Consider the following 19,011-nt stretch of genomic DNA (forward strand, 5'->3'; position numbering starts at 1 on the left):
CTAACGATGTTATACTTAAATACTGCAAATTTACAGAGCATACAGCTGCCCTGGAGCAGAAGTGTCGAGATGATACGGAGAACGGTTCAAGTGATGGCCGCCCATGAATTCTCCCAACCCATTAAGCCGTATTTACTGTTCGATAAAGATCCAAGCAGCCGTATTATTGCGATGCCGGCCTACGTTGGCGGCGATATCGCTATGGCAGGCATCAAGTGGATTGCCAGCTTTCCGGGGAACCATGCCAGGCAGATCCCCCGGGCCCACTCGGTGACTATACTGAATGACTCCGATAACGGGAAGCCGCTGGCCGTCATCAACAGTCCGCTGATCTCCGGGATTCGTACGGCATCGGTCAGCGGGCTGATGATCCGGGAATATGAGAAGGTGCGTCCTTTTGCGGATAAAATAGTTGCCGGTATAACCGGATTCGGTCCCATCGGTCAACTGCATCTGTCTATGCTGACTCAGCTTCTCGGGGAGCGGCTGGGGGAGATTCGGATCTTTGATCCGTATCCGGGTGCTATGGATCATATCCCGGAAGAGATTGGGACAAGGGTGAGGCCTGTGGATTCATGGGAGGAAGCCTACGAAGGGGCAGATCTGTTCATCACCTGTACAATTTCCAGCTCCGGTTATATTGACCGCAAGCCCAAAGCACAGAGTCTGCTGCTGAACGTGTCTCTGCGCGATTTCACCCCGGCTATTCTGAACTATACCTCTGCAATTGTTGTGGATGATTGGGATGAAGTGTGCCGTGCGAATACGGATATTGAACATATGCATAATCAAAGAGGGCTGCGGAAGGAAGACACGACCTCCATAGTCGAGGTGGTCTGCGGCAACGCGCTGGCGAAATTCCCGAAGGAGGAAGCAATCCTGTTCAATCCGATGGGCATGGCTGCCTTTGATATTGCCATCGGCGCCCTTTATTATCAGGAGGCGCTGAATCGCGGGTGTGGTAAGGAGTTAGAGGAGTAGGGGGCAAAATCAGCATATAAAATAGCCGGGCCGGATAAGAGATACTCTTGTCCGGCCCGGCTGTGCACTGCCTCGCCACAAGGCTACGGATTCTTGCGGTTCGTCTTCTCTTCCGGATCTGGTGCAAGGCCGGGAGCCGATACCTCCGGGTCATTCCCCAGCACGGCGCCTACGATCTCATCCAGCTTGTCTGTTTCCGATTGACCGTCTGCCGGACTGGATTCGCCCTCCGGGATCGGGTGGACACCTGCGGTGCGTCCGTCAAGCGGAGCTTTTTTATCATCCTTCATCTGTCAGTCTCCCTTCTAAGTGCAGGTTCTGTCTTAGGATGTGTCTACGATAACCGTTCTATGTAACGATAACCGCTGTGGAGGCTGATGAACCATACGGCTGGTTAGGATTGGTGGACCACTTCCATACTCTTTTCCAGGGCAGTCTTATAATAGTGGCATTTATGGTCTATGACTTCCATCGTTTTTCTTAATTCCTCCATCTGCGCTTCTACAGAAGCCTTCCGCTCCAGGAACATGTCGTATCGGCGCTGCAGGGTGGAATCTCCTTCGGAGCACCATTCAATGAAATGCTTAATCTCTTTGATGGGCATCCCGGAGGCCTTCAGACATTCAATGATCCGCAGGGCCTCCATATCGGAGGTCTTGAATACGCGTTTGCCGCTGGGAGTTCTCTCTATAGAAGGGAGCAGGCCCTCTTTGTCATAATAACGCAGGGTATGCGGGGTCATGTTGAAATGCGCTGCCGCTTCGCTTATGGAATAGGTCTTCATCATCGTTCTCCTGTCCTGGATATTTCGGGCTTGACTTAGAGTTAACTTTAAGGAATATCATAGGCTTTGTAAAGCTTAAGGAATGATGTCTACTATTCTATTGAAAAGAGGTCTCACTATGATACAAGTTAATGCACACGCTGCATTCAGCCAGGAAGGCCCGTTCAAGCTGACTACGATCGAACGCCGGGAGCTGCTGCCGCAGGATGTTCTGATCGAGATTAAATACGCCGGTATTTGCCATTCCGATATTCATACCGTCCGCGGGGAGTGGGGACCGGTGAAATATCCGCTGGTTCCGGGGCATGAGATTGCAGGTATTGTCAGCCAGATCGGTTCTGGAGTGACGAAATATGCTGTGGGCGACCGTGTCGGGGTAGGCTGTATGGTCGATTCCTGCGGCGAGTGCAGCAGCTGCCGGCAAGGCGAGGAGCAATATTGCCTGGAGGGGAACACAGGAACCTATGGAGCGACTGACCGCCACGGGCACTATACACAAGGCGGATATTCCACACATATCGTTGTCACTGAAGACTTCGTGGTGCGGATTCCCGACAGCCTTCCGCTTGACGCTGCTGCACCGCTGTTGTGTGCCGGAATCACTACTTACTCACCACTGCGCCACTGGGGAGCTGCTCCCGGCAAAAAGGTAGCTGTAGTGGGTCTCGGCGGGCTGGGGCATATGGCAGTAAAAATTGCTCATGCCATGGGGGCTGAGGTTACGGTGTTATCCCAATCCCTGAAGAAGAAGGAAGACGGCCTGCAATTGGGCGCAGATCATTATTATGCCACCGCTGATCCGGAGACATTCAAGCAGCTGGCCGGTTCCTTCGACCTGATCATTAATACGGTCAGTGCGCAGGTGAATATCAATGCTTTCCTGTCACTCCTGGCGCTGGACGGGACGTTGGTGAATGTCGGTGCACCTGCTGATCCTTTGGCTGTTAATGCCTTCTCGCTGATCGGACACCGCCGTTCCTTTGCCGGTTCGATGATCGGGGGAATCCGCGAGACACAGGAGATGCTTGATTTCTGCGCTGAACATCAGATTGCTTCCGAGATCGAAGTGATTTCGGCTGACCAGATTGACGAAGCCTGGGAGCGTGTGCTGGCCTCGGATGTGCGTTACCGGTTTGTGATTGATATCAGCACGATGGGGAAGGCATAAGTATTTAGAGGAGCAAGATTCTTAATCTATATTGTTTGAAAAACAGCCTGCGGGAATGGAACTACTCCATTCCCGCAGGCTGTTGGTATTTCTGCCTAGCTTCTCCTACGAGAAGCTATATAATCGTACCCCGTGCGGAGGCACGGTGGTCTGCAACACGCCGCCGGTAAGCTCGGCGGATGTCTGGCTCCACAGCTCCGTACCTGCGGCCACGCCGCCGAGACTGATCTCTTCGAGGCTCAGGTCAACCGGCAGCGGACTGTTGCTGGTGTTGAAGACGGCGGCATACCGTGTGCCATCGTCATGAGCAGCCGTCCAGACGATAAGCTCATCCCGGCACAGGGCTTCTCTGGCGCCGTGGCTCTCGCGCTGCATACGCAGCACCTCTCTGTTGGTGAGCAGCGACAGGGTCCAGTCGTCATTGTCCCGCAGCTCGCCGCCGAAGATCAGCGGCGAACGGAAGATGCTCCAGAGCGACATCATCGTCAGCTGCTCGTCCCGGGTGAACCGGGTCCAGCGGTCATCCCCGCCGCCGTCAACGGAGCGGACGCCGATGTGGCCGAGCGGCAGCATGTCACAATCCGGCCAGGAGCCGGCCTGCGGGACGCCCTGCCAGCTGCGGCAGCGGCTGAACATGTCCAGCAGCAGCTCCCAGCGGTCCCAGAAATCATCCGTTATGCGCCACATGTTAGCATGTTCGATGAAATGTTGTGCATATTCTACCGGAGCTGGGCCGGGCGAGAGGCTTAGCACCATTGGACGGCCGCAGTTCTCGATCGCCTGGGAGATCAGGGCAATCTCCGGCTGATGGGTATCGTATAGTCTGGAAGCGGCGATGTCATCCACCTTGACCAGATCGACGCCCCACTGCGCGTACAGTTCAAAGAGTGAATTATAGTACTCCTGCGCCCCCTCCTTGGAAGCATCGACTCCGTACATATCTGTATTCCACGGACAAATGGAGTTCGTGTGCGCAATCTCCCGGGCGGTTGCGCTTGTGCCCAGAACTGGAGTGGCAGCGTGAGCTGCCTGGCGCGGGATTCCGCGCATAATATGAATACCGAACTTCAGTCCCAGGCTGTGGACATAGTCAGCCAGCGGCTTGAAGCCCTGCCCGCCCGCTGTCGAAGGGAAGCGGTTCTCGGCAGGCATCAGCCGGGAGTATTCATCCATGATTAGAGGGACGAAGGGGCGGTACAGAGAGGACACGGCACCAGGCTCATACCACTGGATGTCAACGGTGATATAGCTCCAGCCGAAGTCTTTGAGATGCTCGGCCATGTATTCCGCATTGCCGCAGATTTCGGCTTCCGTTACGGCCGCGCCGTAGCAGTCCCAGCTATTCCAGCCCAGCGGCGGTGTAGGTGCAGCCAGCTTATGATTCATTGTAATTCTCCTTTACAGATGATGATTGCTCTTGTCTTGTTCATCATAATCAAGGAGAATCCTGATATCTATAGTAATCTTACAAGCGGAATAGCACTATATTGCGCTTAGTCGAAAAAGAGTCGGCGGTAAGTTAGGCTCTCATCTCCGCTGCGGAAATCGCCGGGCGTCAGTCCGGTCAGGCTGCGGAACGCCTTAATGAAGTAACTTCCGCTGGAGTAGCCGATCTGTGCAGCGATGGCTTCGATGCTTAAGCCTGTCCCCCGGAGCAGCTCCATAGCCTTCTCTGTCCGCACCCGGGTCAGATAAGCGCCAGGCGTCAGTCCCGTGCTGGCCGAGAAGCGCCGGATCAGATGATATTTGGATAGAGAGACATGCTCCGATAACTGGTCGATGCTGATCATCTGTGAGTAATGCTGCTCGATGAATTCGGCGGCGCGCCTGATATTCTCTGACCAGTTGTCACGGTCCCGCAGGGTAGCTGCCTGTATTCGGGTCAATTCGGTCATGAATTGATAGACACTGGACGAGGCGATTAGCGGATCGGAGATTCTTCCTGCTCCGGCATCCGCCACAATCATCCGCGCCAGCCGGACGGGTGCACAGTCTGCGGGCAACCGGGGCACTTCGCCCGCTTCACGCAGGAACTTACGCCAATGGGGCAGAATCAGGGCAGGGCGGAACAACAGGAACAGGAACTCCCAGGGCTGCGCCGCATCCGCCGGGTAGTAATAGCGGTGGGAGCCGGGAATTTCCGCCAGTATAGCCTGTCCGGCCGTGACCCGGTAAGTTCGGTTCTCCGACTCGAACACGCCTTCGCCGGAGAGGGTGTACTGGAACAGCAGGAGCGGGCCGTCATTGCGCTCCAGGCCGTCCCAGCGGTAAGCGGGATCGGAGATGGAATCATAACCGGCCGCAAATAACACGCACAGCTGCAGCTCCTTATCTTCGGCAAAACGAAACCCGTAGGTGCCTCTGGGAATGTCCATGAATGTCCTCCTTCTATAGAAGAAGCACAGAAGAAATGAACGGAAGGCTTTAAGTTCAAATGTTATGTGCCGTTTCTGCTTGTCAGCAAGTATTTTAACACATAACACTTATATCTTTGTTTACGACTTGTTATTTTGTCGCCATGAGGTTTGTCCGAGCAGATCCCGCATCGTGGACATGAATTCGTCTTCCGATGATGACCATCTCAGCCTGGCCATCTCTTCCGCAGCCGCACCCGCAGGGTAACGCAGCCGGTCGGTCCCGTCACAAGCGGCTTTGTATACCAGAGCAGCCACCTGTTCTTCCTCTGCATCTTCAAAAGGATAGTGGTTGATCATCGAATCCATCATTTGATCGAAATAGGACTTGTACTCTATAGGAATGGGCGTGTTCAGGCCTGCTGTGCGGCTCGATGTGAAGTTTGTGTTCCGCATAGCTCCCGGCTCAACAAGCTTAATCCGGATATTTTGCGATTCAAGTTCGTAAGCAAGGGATTCCGAGAGTCCTTCGATTGTATGTTTCGTTGCGGTATAAATGGAAAGCAGCGGGGAGGCTGCATACCCCACGGACGAACAGACATTTACAATGCTTCCGCCACCTTGCTTGCGCAGATAGGGCGTAATCGCTTGAATCACATTCATAACGCCAAAAACATTGGTCTCAAATAGCTCACGGATGAGCTCCATGGGCGTGGCTTCAAAAATAGAAAGAGTAGTGATTCCGGCATTGTTCACAACAGCGTCTATCTGGCCAAATCTGGAGATCCCTGCCGAAATCGCCGCCTCGATGCTCGCCGGACTGGTCACATCAAGTGCCGTGACCAGGAATTGGTCAGGATGCCCTTCTGCAATACGGCCGTCCGGTTTACGCATCGTCGCGATAACATTCCATCCCTCGTCTGCGAACTTTTGGGCTGAAATATAACCTAGACCTGTTGAACACCCTGTAATTAGCACGGTTTTTGCCATTGCAATCTCTCCTTTGGAAGTACAGCTTAGGATAAGTTAAATCTGCGTATGTCTAACATTAATCCTACATGGTTATAGTCTCTCTAAGTCAAACTTACCTAAGATGTCCTTATGAATGCAGGGCTTCTAATTGAAAAATCCCCTACCAAAATGTAAAATTGGTTAGAGTAACTCTAATCAACTGGTGGTGAAGGGATGACTTATACAGTTAAGGAAGTCTCGGGGAAAATGGGCATCACTCCGTATACGCTGCGGTTTTACGAGAAAGAGGGTGTCATCGCTCCGGTTGAACGAAATAAGAACGGCGAGCGGATGTACACGGACTCCGATATGGATATGATCGGGACGGTTCAGGCGCTTCGTTCCACCGGTCTGTCTTTGGGGGAAATTAAACAATACGTGGAGCTGTATCATGCCGGGGACAGTAAGCTGCAGGAAAGGAAAAGTCTGCTGGCCCGCCAGAAAAGCAAGGTCGAAGATCAGATCGTTCTCTTAATGAAAACCCTGGAAAAAATCAACTACAAGATGGCATTAATTGATGCCCAGGATCATAGATTCGACAAGCTGCCGTAAAGTACTTGGGTGCGGCACCCCAAAATGAGAAATAAGAGAAGGAAGGTATTGGAATGTCTCAGATGCAGGTGTACCAACCAACGGAGAATCATGTCAAAATCATCGGGCGGACCCACTGGGTTAAGGATGTACTGTGGCTGGCTCTTTCGGGCGGAGGGGTGGAATTCTCACTGCGGGGCAGAACAGCCCGGGTAACCTTGCAGGGGGATGATGTGGCCTTAACCGGCAATAACCTGGCCCGGATCGGCATCAGTGTGAACGGCATGCGGGTGATTGATGATCAGGTGGACCAGCCGCTCAAAACCTATACGATATTTGAAAGCGATACAGACCAGGCGGTCACTGTAAGAATCACGAAGCTGTCAGAGGCGGCAATGTCAACGGTGGGCATCCGGGAGATTGCGGTGGAGTCTGCGGAGGGGATCAGGCCAACGCCGCGCCAATTACATACGATTGAATTCATCGGCGATTCCATTACCTGCGGCTATGGGGTGGATGATGAAGAGGCGCTGCATTCTTTTTCTACGGCTACAGAAGATGTGACGAAGGCCTATGCGTACCTGACCGCCGAACAACTTGAAGCGGATTATAGCATGGTGTGTTACAGCGGATACGGCATTATTACCGGCTATACGGAGAATGATCAGAAGCTGACCACGCATCTTCTTCCGGATTACTATGAGAAGGTGGGCAAGTCTGAAGGGAAGTTCGGCAACAGCCTGTTGCCCCAGGAGGTACCTTGGGAGTTCAGCAGATTCACGCCGGAGCTGATTGTCCTTAATCTGGGGACGAACGATGACTCCTACACCAAGGACGATACCGCCAAGCAGGCGGATTATGCAGCGAACTATACACAGTTTCTCGAAAAAGTAAGAAGCCATAATCCCGGTTCTACCATTCTATGTACACTGGGGATCATGGGAGACAGGCTGTATCCTCATCTGGAGCAGGCGGTGGACCGCTATTCCCGGGAAACCGGCGACAGCAGGATCTCAGCTATGAAGTTCGAGGTCCAGCTTGAGGAGGATGGCTATGCCGTCGATTTTCACCCTTCCCAGTTGACTCACCGCAAGGCTGCGGACAGACTGACGGCGGAGATCCGGAAGCTGATGAAGTGGTGATCCGGGCAGATTGAGGCTGGCCCCCCGCCTAGCGCCTTCAGCACTCCAACAGGCCGTGCCGGGCCCGCGTCACCGATGTATCCCCTTCTCACGCACAAACTTCTCCAGCACCTTGAACTCCTCTGTAACCTTGGTGAAGGGCAGCGCCGCAAGCACCTGCTCCCGGTAAGGGTTGCGGGCTCCGGCGGACAGGCGGGAATCGAGGATGCTGAGTACACCAAGGTCCGTCTCACTGCGGATCAGGCGTCCGGTGCCCTGTCTTAAGCGGAGCAGCATGTCCGGCACGAATACCTCCATCAGCGGATTCTTGGCCTGCGCGGCTTTATATTCATAGACAGGGTCGGCGGGAACCGGGAACGGCAGCCGAAAGACAATCAAATGCGACAAATCCGCACCCTCAATGTTCACACCCTCCCAGAATACGCCGGTACTCAGCAGCACACCCTTGCTGCTCCGGAACTCAGCGATCACCCCGTCCTGGGACGAGCCTTCCCGCTGCATATGCAGCGCCCAGCGCAGCTTCTCCGCACTTAGCTTCTGATGAATGTACTTCATATCCTCTTTGGCCGAAAAAAGTACCAGTGCCCGCCCGTCCGTTACATTGCACAGCCTCAGCAGCTCCTTATAGGCCGCTTCCAGGTAAGCTTCCCGGTTGTTGTGGTTATACTGAGGAACGTCCTTGGCGATATACATCATAGTGTGGTTGTCATAGTCGAACGGTGAAGCCTGGCGCTCCATGTATTCTCCCCTGTAGCCCAGCGACCGGGTCAGATAAGCGTATTGCTCCTCCGGTGTATCGCCGGACTGGCTGAGGGTTGCGGACGTTAGAATGACCGGTGTCTTACCGTTGAACAGGCTGTATTTCAGGAACTGGCTAATCCCTTTGGGACAGATGCTGACCGTGGCTTCCCCGCGCGGATGGCCGGCCCAGAGCAGATAGTTGTCCTCCGTCCCGGCAAGCACCTGGAAGAGGTCAATCATTCCGTTCATGGCCTCGAAGGTATTGTCGATCTCCCGCTCGCGCCGGGAAGCCAGGACCGAGAGACTGAGGCGGAACTCCTGCAATACCTGCACTCCCCGCCCTAGCGGGACGCCCGTGATCTCCGATATTTTAATCCGGTCATTGTCCTGTTTGGCGGTGTGCAGCAGGTCTGCTTCAATTTGTCTGAACAGATCCTTGACACAGCCTTTGACAAATTTGAAGGACTTCATCAGACTGTGATCTGCCGATTGCTTGAAAAGAAGCTGCATAGCGTCCTCCAGCACCCGGCACATTCCCCGGTAGGTGAATTCAAGCGTCTGGGCATCCCGGACCTTGGCTTCCAGATTATGCGCTTCATCTATAATGATCAGCGCAGGCCGTTCTGCGATCAGGCCCCTGGTCCCTTCCTTTTTCTTGATCAGGTCACGGATCAGCAGGTCCTGGTTCACGATGATCACATCCATCTCGCCCGGACCGGCGTTGATTTTGGCCCTCATCTCGTAGAAGGCGCAGGTGTTCTTGTAGTGGCAATGCTCGAACTTGCAATCGTTCACACACACGTTAGACCACAATACGTCACTGACTCCGCCCTTCAGATCTGCCCGCTCGTCAATTTCAGCATCCATAATACGCTCTGCCAGCGCCGCGAGGGGGGAGCCTGGCTCTCCGGGCTGAAGCAGCTCCGCAGCCCGGTACCGGCAGGCATATTGCCCCATGCCCTTGCCGACTACAGAGCGGACCATCGAGAAGCCGAGCCGGCTGCCGATGAACCGCAGATCCTTATGGATCTGTTCGGAGAGCTGGATGGAGGAGGTGGCAATAATGACCGGCTGCCGGGAGAGCTGGTTAATGAGCAGGCCGGGAATCAGGTAGGCGAAGGATTTGCCGATGCCGACGCCGGCTTCAATCATTGCATTTCGCCCATGGACATAAGCGTCAGCGATATCCAGCGACATATCCTGCTGGCCTAAGCGCTCGGTAAGGCCGAGTCTCTGGAACCGGTCATACATCCGGAAGATAGCATTGACCAGAGCGGGTTCGGCATCTTTTACCGGCTCCCGCTTCTGTAATTTGTAGAGATCATTTAACCAGCTCATGCCGACCGCCCCTTTTCCTAATCAATGATATCCTGCATGTATTTCGGGTAGAGGTTGTTATTATCTTAGATGGCGGGCGAACAGTCAAGGGCCGGAGCTTCATTCGACCACGCAAGTCCGCCTATAATATAATGAAAGTGATCCGGAAGGGAGAGAGATTATGAGTGAACGTCTGCCCTGTCAGACCCCCGGCTGCACGGGAAGCATTCTTCCGGCAACGGCGCAGAGAACAGGCGGTATCTGTATGCCCTGCCAGCAGCGGAAGCTTGCGGAGCAGAGACAGGCTTATATTGAGCAGAACCGGAAAGAGATCAATAGATATGCAGGTGTGGAAGACCGGGTTGAAATTCTGACAATCATGCACAGCCCGCAGAAGCCTGACCCGCTTATCCGGGAAGTGCCCTACCCCCAAACAGAGCAGGAGCTGTATCATGAGCTGACCGTGGAAGAACGGGAGCGAATGGAGAGCTACGCGGTTCAATTATTGGAAGAAGAGGAGGTTGACCAGGCGGAGACGATTCTGTTGTCCCTTGTCTGTTACACAGATACACGGCTCGGCCCGGGCCTCGAAAGCTTCCTGCGCACAGGGAATTATTATCCGGCGATCCTCTACAAGGATGCGGACGCGGTGATCCGGGACCGGCTCATCGCTCAGGTGGAGACTGATCCGGGGAACCGGAATCACCTGCTGCTGGCACTGGCCTGGATTGGTGATGAAGAAGTGGTCAGGCTGTTTGCGCAATGGCGGCAGTCCCCGCCGGCGTGGGCGTCAGCGTTATATATAGCTCCCGAGATGTATGCCCGTGAAGCAGGCTGGGAGCTTGATGCCGGAGGCGGCAAGAGACTGCTTATACACCCGGAGTGTTATCCATTCAAAGTATATAAGGAAGAAATTGCGGAAGCTCCCCGCACTCCTGCGGCGGTGACAGCGCTCCAGACAGGGGCGGCGTCCTGTCCGTGGTGCGGAGGCGGATTGACCGTCTTATTCGATTACGATTTGCAGCATCCTTTGCTTCAATTCATGAAGCTGCCCGGCAAGCGTCTAAGGATTGCCGCCTGTATGCACTGCAATTGCTACGGCACCGTGTTCATGAACGTTGATCTGGAAGGAGGTTATGCATGGAGCGATTATAATGTGGTTCCTGAATATCTGCCTGACAATAACGGAGGGCCAGCGTCTCCCGCATGGCATGTGATGCAATTATCGGAACAGCCTGTAGGCACTTATGAAAGTGCGCATTGGACACTTGAGGCGCTGGCATCGCAGATCGGGGGACATCCGGCCTGGATTCAGGATGCGGATTATCCCGCATGTCCCTGCTGCTCGCAGACGATGACCTTCACCGCACAGATGGATATGGAGCAGGCGGAAGACAGCGAGGGAATCTATTATGCTTTTCTATGCAGCGATTGCCTGATTACAGCAGTGAATTACCAGCAGACCTGACGGGGTTTCGGGATTTGAATTTTTGGGTATATAAGCTATATTTTCGAAATATAAACGTAAGCACGCCACAGGTTGGAAAGTGAGGGTCCTCATGGATTATCCAATCAACATCCTGCTCGTAGACGATCATCCCGAGAACCTGCTTGCCATTGAGGCCGTTCTCAGCGGAGAGCCTTACCGGTTATTTCGGGCCTATTCCGGGATTGAGGCTTTGCGCTGTTTGCTGGAAGAGGAATTTGCGGTCATTGTAATGGATGTGCAAATGCCGGGAATGGACGGGCTGGAGACAGCCCGCCTCATCCGCACGCGGGAGAAGAACAATTTCGTGCCGATTATTTTCATGACCGCTAACAGCACTACCATGGAGGATATCTTCGCTGGCTATTCCGTCGGCGCTATGGATTATATGACGAAGCCCATCGTCCCGCAGCTGTTCAAATCCAAGATTGAGGGTTACGTCAGTATGTATGAAGCCAACAAAACGCTGCTGCTCCAGAGCGAAATGCTGAAGATGCAGGCGAGGCAGATGGAGAGAACCAATCAGGAGCTAAGGGAAGCGAAGGAAACAGCGGAGGTGGCCTCCCGGGTGAAATCGGAATTCCTGGCCATGATGAGCCACGAGATCCGGACTCCGCTGAACGGGATTATCGGGATGTCTGATCTGCTGCTCGCCTCGGATCTGCCGGAGGAATACGCTGAAATGGCAGGGATTATCCATACAAGCAGCAATGCCCTTCTATCGGTGATCAACCCCATTCTGGATTATTCCAAGCTTGAATCCGGCAAGCTGGTGGTGGAGGAGGCGCCGTTCTCGCTTCAAGACTGCCTGAGTGAGACGATTGCCCTGTTCACTGCCAAGACCCGTGAGCGGAAGCTTGATATGGTGGTGATGATTGACCCCGCCGTGCCGCCCTATCTGTCGGGAGATGTGAACCGCCTCCGCCAGGTGCTGAATAATCTGGTAGGCAACGCAGTGAAATTCACCCATGCAGGCAGTGTATACATAATGGTTAACAAGCTGGGGGAAGACGCGGATAAGCTTACGCTTGAATTTACCATCAAGGATACAGGAATCGGAATTCCCCGGGACAAAATAAACGAGCTGTTTCAGCCCTTCTCCCAGCTCGATGCGTCTACTACACGCAGGTTCGGAGGCACGGGGCTTGGTCTATCCATCAGCAAATCCCTGGTTGAGCTGATGGGCGGAATGATCCGGGCAGAGCCGTCCGATGAACCGGGGGCTACCTTTGTGTTCACCATCGTTGTCCATGAGCATCATGGCGAGCTGCCGGAGGAGTACGAGCCGGTGCCGGGGGCTGTGGTCTATCCGAAGACAAGCCCTGCGGGTGCGCCGGTACATGTGCTGGTTGCGGAAGAGGATCAGGTATGCCGGAAGCTGCTGCAGCGAATGCTCGGAACGCTGGGGTTCTCCGCCGACTTGGCCGAGAATAGTACGGAGATACTGGCTGCGCTGGAGCATAGGCCTTATCCACTGCTGTTCCTTGATCTGCGGACCCCTGGCCGGGAAGGCTGGAAGGCGGTTCAGGCCATGAAGTCGCAGTCCATAGATGAGCCTCCTGTCATTATTGGGATGACGGGCGACTTTTCCAGGGAATTCATGCAGCAGTGTATATTGTCGGGAGTGGATGATTTCATCGCCAGACCGGTGAGGCTGGATGTTATACAACAGGTCATGCAAAAATATGTGCTGGATAAGGGGCAGGGTTGATACTATGAGCGATGACAACCAAATCAATGAGATACACGGCGATGTAATAGACACCGGCGAGCTGCTGAGCGCCTTGATGGCGATGAAGAAGGGCAATTTCTCCCACAGAATGCCTTATGACCGGACGGGAATCGCCGGGAAGGTAGCGGATACGTTCAATGAGATCATGGATATTCAGGAGAGCCTGGTGCATGAGGTTCAGGCTGTGGCCCGGGTAGTCGGCAAGGAGGGGAATCTGTCCAGAAGGTTCGCGCAGAAGAATCTGGGCGGGTCCTGGGAGACGGTCACCGATTCCTTGAACGGTCTGGTGATTGACCTGATTCAGCCGACCAGCGAGATGGTCCGGGTGATTAACGCCGTAGCCAAAGGCGACCTGTCCCAGAAGGTGGAGCTGGAGATCGAAGGACGGCCGCTCACCGGTGAGTTCCAGAGAACGGCAAGCAACATTAATATGATGGTCAACCAGCTCAGCACCTTCGCCTCCGAGGTGACCCGCGTGGCGCGTGAGGTCGGAACAGAAGGCATCCTGGGCGGTCAGGCCGATGTTAAAGGGGTCTCCGGCACCTGGAAGGATCTGACCGACAGCGTGAATTATATGGCGACGAACCTGACGGATCAGGTGCGCAATATCGCGGCGGTAACCACCGCCGTTGCCAACGGGGATCTGTCGAAGCAGATTACGGTGAATGCGCGGGGCGAAATTCTGGAGCTGAAGAATACGATCAACACGATGGTGGATCAGCTCTCTATGTTCTCTTCCGAGGTAACCCGGGTGGCCCGTGAGGTGGGGACAGAGGGTAAGCTTGGCGGACAGGCCGATGTGAAGGATGTCTCCGGGACCTGGCGGGATTTGACCGAAAGCGTCAACTATATGGCGTCCAATCTGACGAACCAGGTGCGTAACATCGCGGTGGTGACCACTGCGGTGGCGAACGGCGATCTGTCGAAGAAGATTACTGCCGATGTCCAGGGCGAAATTCTGGAGCTGAAGAATACGATCAATACGATGGTGGATCAATTATCGACGTTTGCTTCCGAGGTGACCCGGATGGCCCGCGAGGTGGGAACGGAAGGGATACTTGGCGGACAGGCCGATGTCAAAGGCGTGTCCGGCACCTGGCGGGATTTGACCGAAAGTGTAAATTACATGGCGTCTAACTTAACCAACCAGGTGCGTAATATTGCGGAGGTAACCACTGCGGTGGCCAAGGGCGACTTGTCGAAGACGATCACCGTCGATGCGAAGGGCGAGATTCTGGAGCTCAAAAGCACGATTAACATCATGGTGGACCAGCTCAGCAACTTCGCCTCCGAGGTGACGCGGGTGGCGCGCGAGGTATCTACTGAAGGTATTCTCGGCGGTCAGGCGGATGTGAAGGGAGTCTCCGGCACCTGGAAGGATCTTACTGACAGCGTTAACTTCATGGCGGGCACGCTGACGGATCAGGTGCGTAATATCGCCGAAGTGACGACAGCCGTCGCCAAAGGCGACCTGTCCAAGCAGATTACGGTGAATGCGACCGGCGAGATCCTGGAGCTGAAGAACACCATTAACACCATGGTGGAGCAGCTGTCGATCTTCGCCTCCGAGGTCACGCGGGTGGCGCGTGAGGTGGGCACCGAGGGGATGCTGGGCGGACAGGCCCAGGTGAAGGGCGTGGCCGGGACCTGGCGGGACTTGACCGAGAGCGTCAACTATATGGCGTCCAATCTGACCAATCAGGTGCGCAATATTGCGGTGGTAACGACAGCGGTGGCGAACGGCGATCTGTCCAAGAAGATCACTGCGGATGTGCAGGGCGAAATCCTGGAGCTGAAGAATACGATCAATACGATGGTGGACCAGCTCTCCATGTTCTCCTCCGAGGTTACGCGTGTGGCGCGCGAGGTAGGGACGGACGGCAAGCTCGGCGGACAGGCGCAGGTGAAGGGGGTCGGCGGCACCTGGAGGGATCTGACCGAAGGCGTAAATAACATGGCTCGGAATCTGACGGACCAGGTGCGTAATATTGCCGATGTAACCACAGCGGTAGCCAAGGGAGATTTGTCCAAGAAGATTACGGTAGATGTCAAAGGCGAGATTCTGGAGCTGAAGAACACGATTAACACGATGGTGGACCAGCTCTCGATCTTCGCCTCGGAGGTGACGCGTGTAGCGCGTGAAGTGGGCACGGACGGCAAGCTGGGCGCACAAGCCGAAGTGAAGGATGTCTCCGGTACATGGAAAGACTTGACCGACACGGTGAACTACATGGCGAGTAATCTGACGATCCAGATGCGCAACATTGCCGGTGTCACCACGGCGGTAGCGAACGGGGACCTGTCCAAGAAGATTACGGTAGACGTCAAGGGCGAATTGCTTGAGCTGAAGAACACGATCAACACGATGGTGGATCAGCTGAATTCGTTCGCCTCCGAGGTGACGCGTGTGGCGCGTGAGGTCGGTACAGACGGCAAGCTGGGCGGACAGGCCCAGGTGCGCGGTGTCGGGGGGATCTGGAAGGATCTGACCGACAACGTTAATATTATGGCGACCAATCTGACCGATCAGGTCCGCGGAATCGCCAAGGTCGTAACGGCAGTGGCGAACGGTAACCTGAAGCAGAAGCTGACGGTGGAAGCCAAGGGCGAAATTGCCGAGCTGACGGATACGATCAATAACATGATCGAGACCCTGGCGACCTTCGCCGACCAGGTTACCACCGTGGCCCGCGAGGTAGGTGCCGAAGGGAAGCTAGGCGGACAGGCCAGTGTGCCGGGGGCGGCAGGGACCTGGCGTGATCTCACGGACAACGTTAACTACATGGCGAGTACGCTGACCACGCAGGTGCGCGCCATCACCAACGTTGCCACCGCAGTGACGAACGGCGATCTGTCACGGGCCATCGACGTATCCGCCTCAGGAGAAGTGGCGACACTCAAAGACAATATCAACGAAATGATCCGCAATCTGAAGGAGACGACCCGGATCAATACCGAGCAGGACTGGCTTAAGACCAATCTGGCCAAGTTCTCGCGGATGCTGCAGGGGCAGAGGGACCTGTATGCGGTCAGCCGTATGATCCTGTCCGAGCTGGCGCCGCTTGTGTCGATGCAGCATGGCGTCTTCTATATCAATGAACCCTCCGGCGGGGAAGCGGTCCTGAAGCTGTTCGCCAGCTATGCATATCAGAACCGCAAGCATCTGGCGAATGAATTCCGCGCGGGCCAGGGGCTGGTCGGCCAGTGCCTGATTGAGAAGCAGCGGATTCTACTGACCAACGTACCGGGTGACTATGTGATGATCTCCTCGGCACTGGGGGAAGCCACGCCGCTGAATATCATTTTGCTGCCGATTATCTTTGAGGATCAGGTGCTGGCGATTCTGGAGCTGGCCACCTTCCGTCCATACAGCGATATCGACATCGCGTTCCTGGATCAGCTTACAGAATCCATCGGCAGTGTGATTAACACAATGCAGGCGAACCAGCGGACGGAGGAGCTGCTGATTCAGTCCCAGTCGCTTACCGAGGAGCTCCAGAAGCAGCAGATGGAGCTGCGGAGCACGAATGACGAGCTTGAGGATAAGGCGAAGCTGCTCGTCCTCCAGAAGGCGGAAGTGGAGAGCAAGAACCACGAGGTAGAGGTTGCCAAGCGTTACCTGGAGGAGAAGGCAGAGCAGCTTGCCCTGACCTCCAAATATAAATCTGAATTCCTGGCCAACATGTCCCATGAGCTGCGGACCCCGCTGAATTCCCTGCTGCTCCTGGCAGAACAGCTGGCCGAGAACCCGGATGAGAATCTGCACGAGCTTCAGGTGAAGTTCGCCAAGACGATTCAGGATTCGGGACTGGAATTGCTGCACCTGATCAATGATATCCTGGATCTGTCCAAAATCGAATCCGGCACGATCACGCCGGACTTCAGTGAGGTCTCTCTGGCAGAGCTGACAGGCGGACTGGACCGCACCTTCCGCCATATGGTGGATGCCAAGAAGCTCGACTACCGGATCACCGTTGATCCCGGCGTGCCGGGCAGTATCGCAACAGACTCCAAGCGGCTGCAGCAAATACTGAAGAACCTGCTCTCGAACGCCTTCAAGTTCACGGAGCAGGGGCAGATTATGCTTCAGATCCGCAAGGCAGAGGATGGCTGGCACCCGGACAATGAGTCGCTGAAGCGGGCCAGAACGGTGATCTGCTTCTCCGTAAGCGATACCGGGATCGGCATTCCGCAGGAGAAGCAGCAGATTATCTTCGAAGCCTTCCAGCAGGCGGACGGCAGCACGAACCGGGAATACGGCGGAACGGGCCTGGGGCTTGCCATCTCCCGCGAGATTGCCGAGATGCTGGGCGGAGAGATTACCCTGTACAGCGAAGTGGGCAAAGGGAGCGTATTTAATCTGTACCTGCCAACGGAAGCGGAATTCACAGAGCCGGTGCTCCCGCAGGCTCATGTTCCCGAGGTCATTGACATTACTCCGGCCAAACGCCGCAGCAGCCTAGCGAAGCCGGCAGAGGAATCCTTCGTTGACGACCGCGAGGATATCAAGCCGGGAGACCGTGTGTTCCTGATCGTTGAGGATGACCAGAAGTTCAATGAGATCATTCTCGGGATGCTCCATAAAAAGGGGATCAAGGCGGTCATCGCCACCAGCGGGTGGGATGTGATGGAGCTTGTTCATCAGTATCAGCCGGCGGCGATTACGCTGGATCTGCATCTTGGCGGGGACACTGACGGCTGGCTGGTGCTGCAGCAGCTGAAGAATGATATCCATGTGAGGCATATCCCGGTTTGTGTGATGACTGTGGATGAGGACGAGGTGCTGCTGCTGCAAAAGGGAGCTTACGATTACTTCCGCAAGCCGGTGACCAACGAGGAGCTGGAGAATGCGCTCGACCGTCTGAACCGGTTCGCAGATAATACCACTGCGAAGCTGCTGGTGGCGGTCCGCGATGAAGAAGAGCGTAAGCATATAGCCGGGCTGCTGGACAACCCGGATATCCAGCTCACGGTAGTCGATACAGGGCGCAAAGCCTTGAATCAGCTGGGCAGCAAGGAGTTCGGCGGTGTGGTTGTGGACAGCGGCCTGACGGATATGAATCTGATCCGGTTCATCCGGGAGCTGTACAAGAATGCCCGGAACAAAAGGATTCCCGTCCTGGTGCATATGAGCCGGAAGCTGACGCCGGAAGAAGAGACCGAGTGGGATGAGCTGGTGAAGATGGCGGTGCTCAAAGAGGTGAAGTCGGATATCCAGCTGATTGATGAGACAACGCTCGCCCTGCACCGCAAGGCAGAGAATCTGCCGCCTCTCTCCAGAGACAAGCTGCTTAAGCTGCATCAGTCGGATGAGATGATTGAATATAAAAAGGTGCTTGTAGTAGATGATGATATCCGCAACATCTTCGCACTCACCTCCATTCTGGAGCGTCATCAGATGAAGGTCATACCTGCGGAGAACGGCCAGGATGCCATCACCCTGCTGGAGCAGACACCGGATATCGAGATTGTCCTGATGGACATCATGATGCCGGGAATGGACGGCTACGAGACAACCCGCGAGATTCGGCAGAAGCCGGAGTTCCAGGACCTCCCCATTCTTGCGCTTACCGCCAAAGCAATGAAGGGAGACCGGGAGCTATGCCTGGAAGCAGGCTGCTCGGATTATATTACCAAGCCGGTCAACAGCGGCCAGTTGTTATCCATGATGCGTACCTGGCTGGACCGCTAGAGCCATAAGCGGCAACGGCTGCGCCGACCTTTTTTAAGGGCGGCATTCATTTCAGCGGGAAATAAAAACAGG

General features: G+C 55.0%; 13 protein-coding genes. 7 read left to right on the forward strand and 6 right to left on the reverse strand.

Features of this window, described 5'->3' with window-relative positions; genetic code table 11:
- The first annotated feature begins 6 nt into the window (after nucleotides 1-6).
- Nucleotides 7-981, forward strand: coding sequence for a 2,3-diaminopropionate biosynthesis protein SbnB (locus HQN87_RS09020; RefSeq protein ID WP_173130915.1), 975 nt, complete (start codon nucleotides 7-9; stop codon nucleotides 979-981).
- A gap of 83 nt (nucleotides 982-1,064) precedes the next feature.
- Here HQN87_RS09020 and HQN87_RS09025 read toward each other — a convergent pair whose 3' ends face one another.
- Both HQN87_RS09025 and HQN87_RS09030 read right to left on the reverse strand, forming a co-directional pair.
- A complete protein-coding gene (locus HQN87_RS09025) occupies nucleotides 1,065-1,271 on the reverse strand; it encodes a hypothetical protein (RefSeq protein ID WP_173130918.1) in 207 nt (68 codons plus the stop codon).
- Between the two features lie 104 nt (nucleotides 1,272-1,375).
- Nucleotides 1,376-1,765, reverse strand: coding sequence for a MerR family transcriptional regulator (locus HQN87_RS09030; RefSeq protein WP_173130921.1), 390 nt, complete (start codon nucleotides 1,763-1,765; stop codon nucleotides 1,376-1,378).
- Between the two features lie 118 nt (nucleotides 1,766-1,883).
- Between HQN87_RS09030 and HQN87_RS09035 the strand changes: the two genes are divergently transcribed.
- On the forward strand, nucleotides 1,884-2,933 hold the full coding sequence (locus HQN87_RS09035; protein ID WP_173130924.1) for an NAD(P)-dependent alcohol dehydrogenase: 1,050 nt from the start codon (nucleotides 1,884-1,886) through the stop codon (nucleotides 2,931-2,933).
- A gap of 105 nt (nucleotides 2,934-3,038) precedes the next feature.
- Here the strand turns inward: HQN87_RS09035 and HQN87_RS09040 are convergent, their stop codons facing one another.
- The 3 genes from HQN87_RS09040 to HQN87_RS09050 form a co-directional block, all read right to left on the reverse strand.
- Nucleotides 3,039-4,319, reverse strand: a complete 1,281-nt coding sequence (locus HQN87_RS09040; protein WP_173130927.1) for a glycoside hydrolase family 27 protein — start codon at nucleotides 4,317-4,319, stop codon at nucleotides 3,039-3,041.
- A gap of 107 nt (nucleotides 4,320-4,426) precedes the next feature.
- On the reverse strand, nucleotides 4,427-5,308 hold the full coding sequence (locus HQN87_RS09045) for a helix-turn-helix domain-containing protein (protein ID WP_173130930.1): 882 nt from the start codon (nucleotides 5,306-5,308) through the stop codon (nucleotides 4,427-4,429).
- 120 nt (nucleotides 5,309-5,428) lie between these two features.
- Entirely contained in the window at nucleotides 5,429-6,277 is an 849-nt protein-coding gene (locus HQN87_RS09050) for an SDR family oxidoreductase (RefSeq protein ID WP_173130933.1), read from the reverse strand.
- Nucleotides 6,278-6,472: 195 nt separating this feature from the next.
- On the opposite strand from HQN87_RS09050, the gene HQN87_RS09055 reads away from it, so the two are divergent.
- The gene (locus HQN87_RS09055; RefSeq protein ID WP_173130936.1) at nucleotides 6,473-6,850 is read left to right on the forward strand and encodes a MerR family transcriptional regulator; all 378 of its coding nucleotides are present in this window, start codon (nucleotides 6,473-6,475) and stop codon (nucleotides 6,848-6,850) included.
- A gap of 62 nt (nucleotides 6,851-6,912) precedes the next feature.
- On the forward strand, nucleotides 6,913-7,971 hold the full coding sequence (locus HQN87_RS09060) for an SGNH/GDSL hydrolase family protein (protein WP_173131414.1): 1,059 nt from the start codon (nucleotides 6,913-6,915) through the stop codon (nucleotides 7,969-7,971).
- A 69-nt stretch (nucleotides 7,972-8,040) separates the two neighbouring features.
- Here HQN87_RS09060 and HQN87_RS09065 read toward each other — a convergent pair whose 3' ends face one another.
- Complete coding sequence (locus HQN87_RS09065) at nucleotides 8,041-10,050, reverse strand: ATP-dependent DNA helicase (protein WP_173130939.1); 2,010 nt, start codon at nucleotides 10,048-10,050, stop codon at nucleotides 8,041-8,043.
- Nucleotides 10,051-10,210: 160 nt separating this feature from the next.
- On the opposite strand from HQN87_RS09065, the gene HQN87_RS09070 reads away from it, so the two are divergent.
- The 3 genes from HQN87_RS09070 (at nucleotide 10,211) to HQN87_RS09080 (ending at nucleotide 18,939) form a co-directional block, all read left to right on the forward strand.
- Complete coding sequence (locus tag HQN87_RS09070; protein ID WP_173130942.1) at nucleotides 10,211-11,497, forward strand: DUF1963 domain-containing protein; 1,287 nt, start codon at nucleotides 10,211-10,213, stop codon at nucleotides 11,495-11,497.
- Nucleotides 11,498-11,588: 91 nt separating this feature from the next.
- The gene (locus HQN87_RS09075) at nucleotides 11,589-13,226 is read left to right on the forward strand and encodes a response regulator (protein ID WP_173130945.1); all 1,638 of its coding nucleotides are present in this window, start codon (nucleotides 11,589-11,591) and stop codon (nucleotides 13,224-13,226) included.
- A 4-nt stretch (nucleotides 13,227-13,230) separates the two neighbouring features.
- On the forward strand, nucleotides 13,231-18,939 hold the full coding sequence (locus HQN87_RS09080) for a HAMP domain-containing protein (RefSeq protein WP_173130948.1): 5,709 nt from the start codon (nucleotides 13,231-13,233) through the stop codon (nucleotides 18,937-18,939).
- The last annotated feature ends 72 nt before the right edge of the window (nucleotides 18,940-19,011 follow it).

It is taken from the genome of Paenibacillus tritici (genome assembly GCF_013204885.1).
Classification (GTDB): domain Bacteria; phylum Bacillota; class Bacilli; order Paenibacillales; family Paenibacillaceae; genus Paenibacillus_AQ; species Paenibacillus_AQ tritici.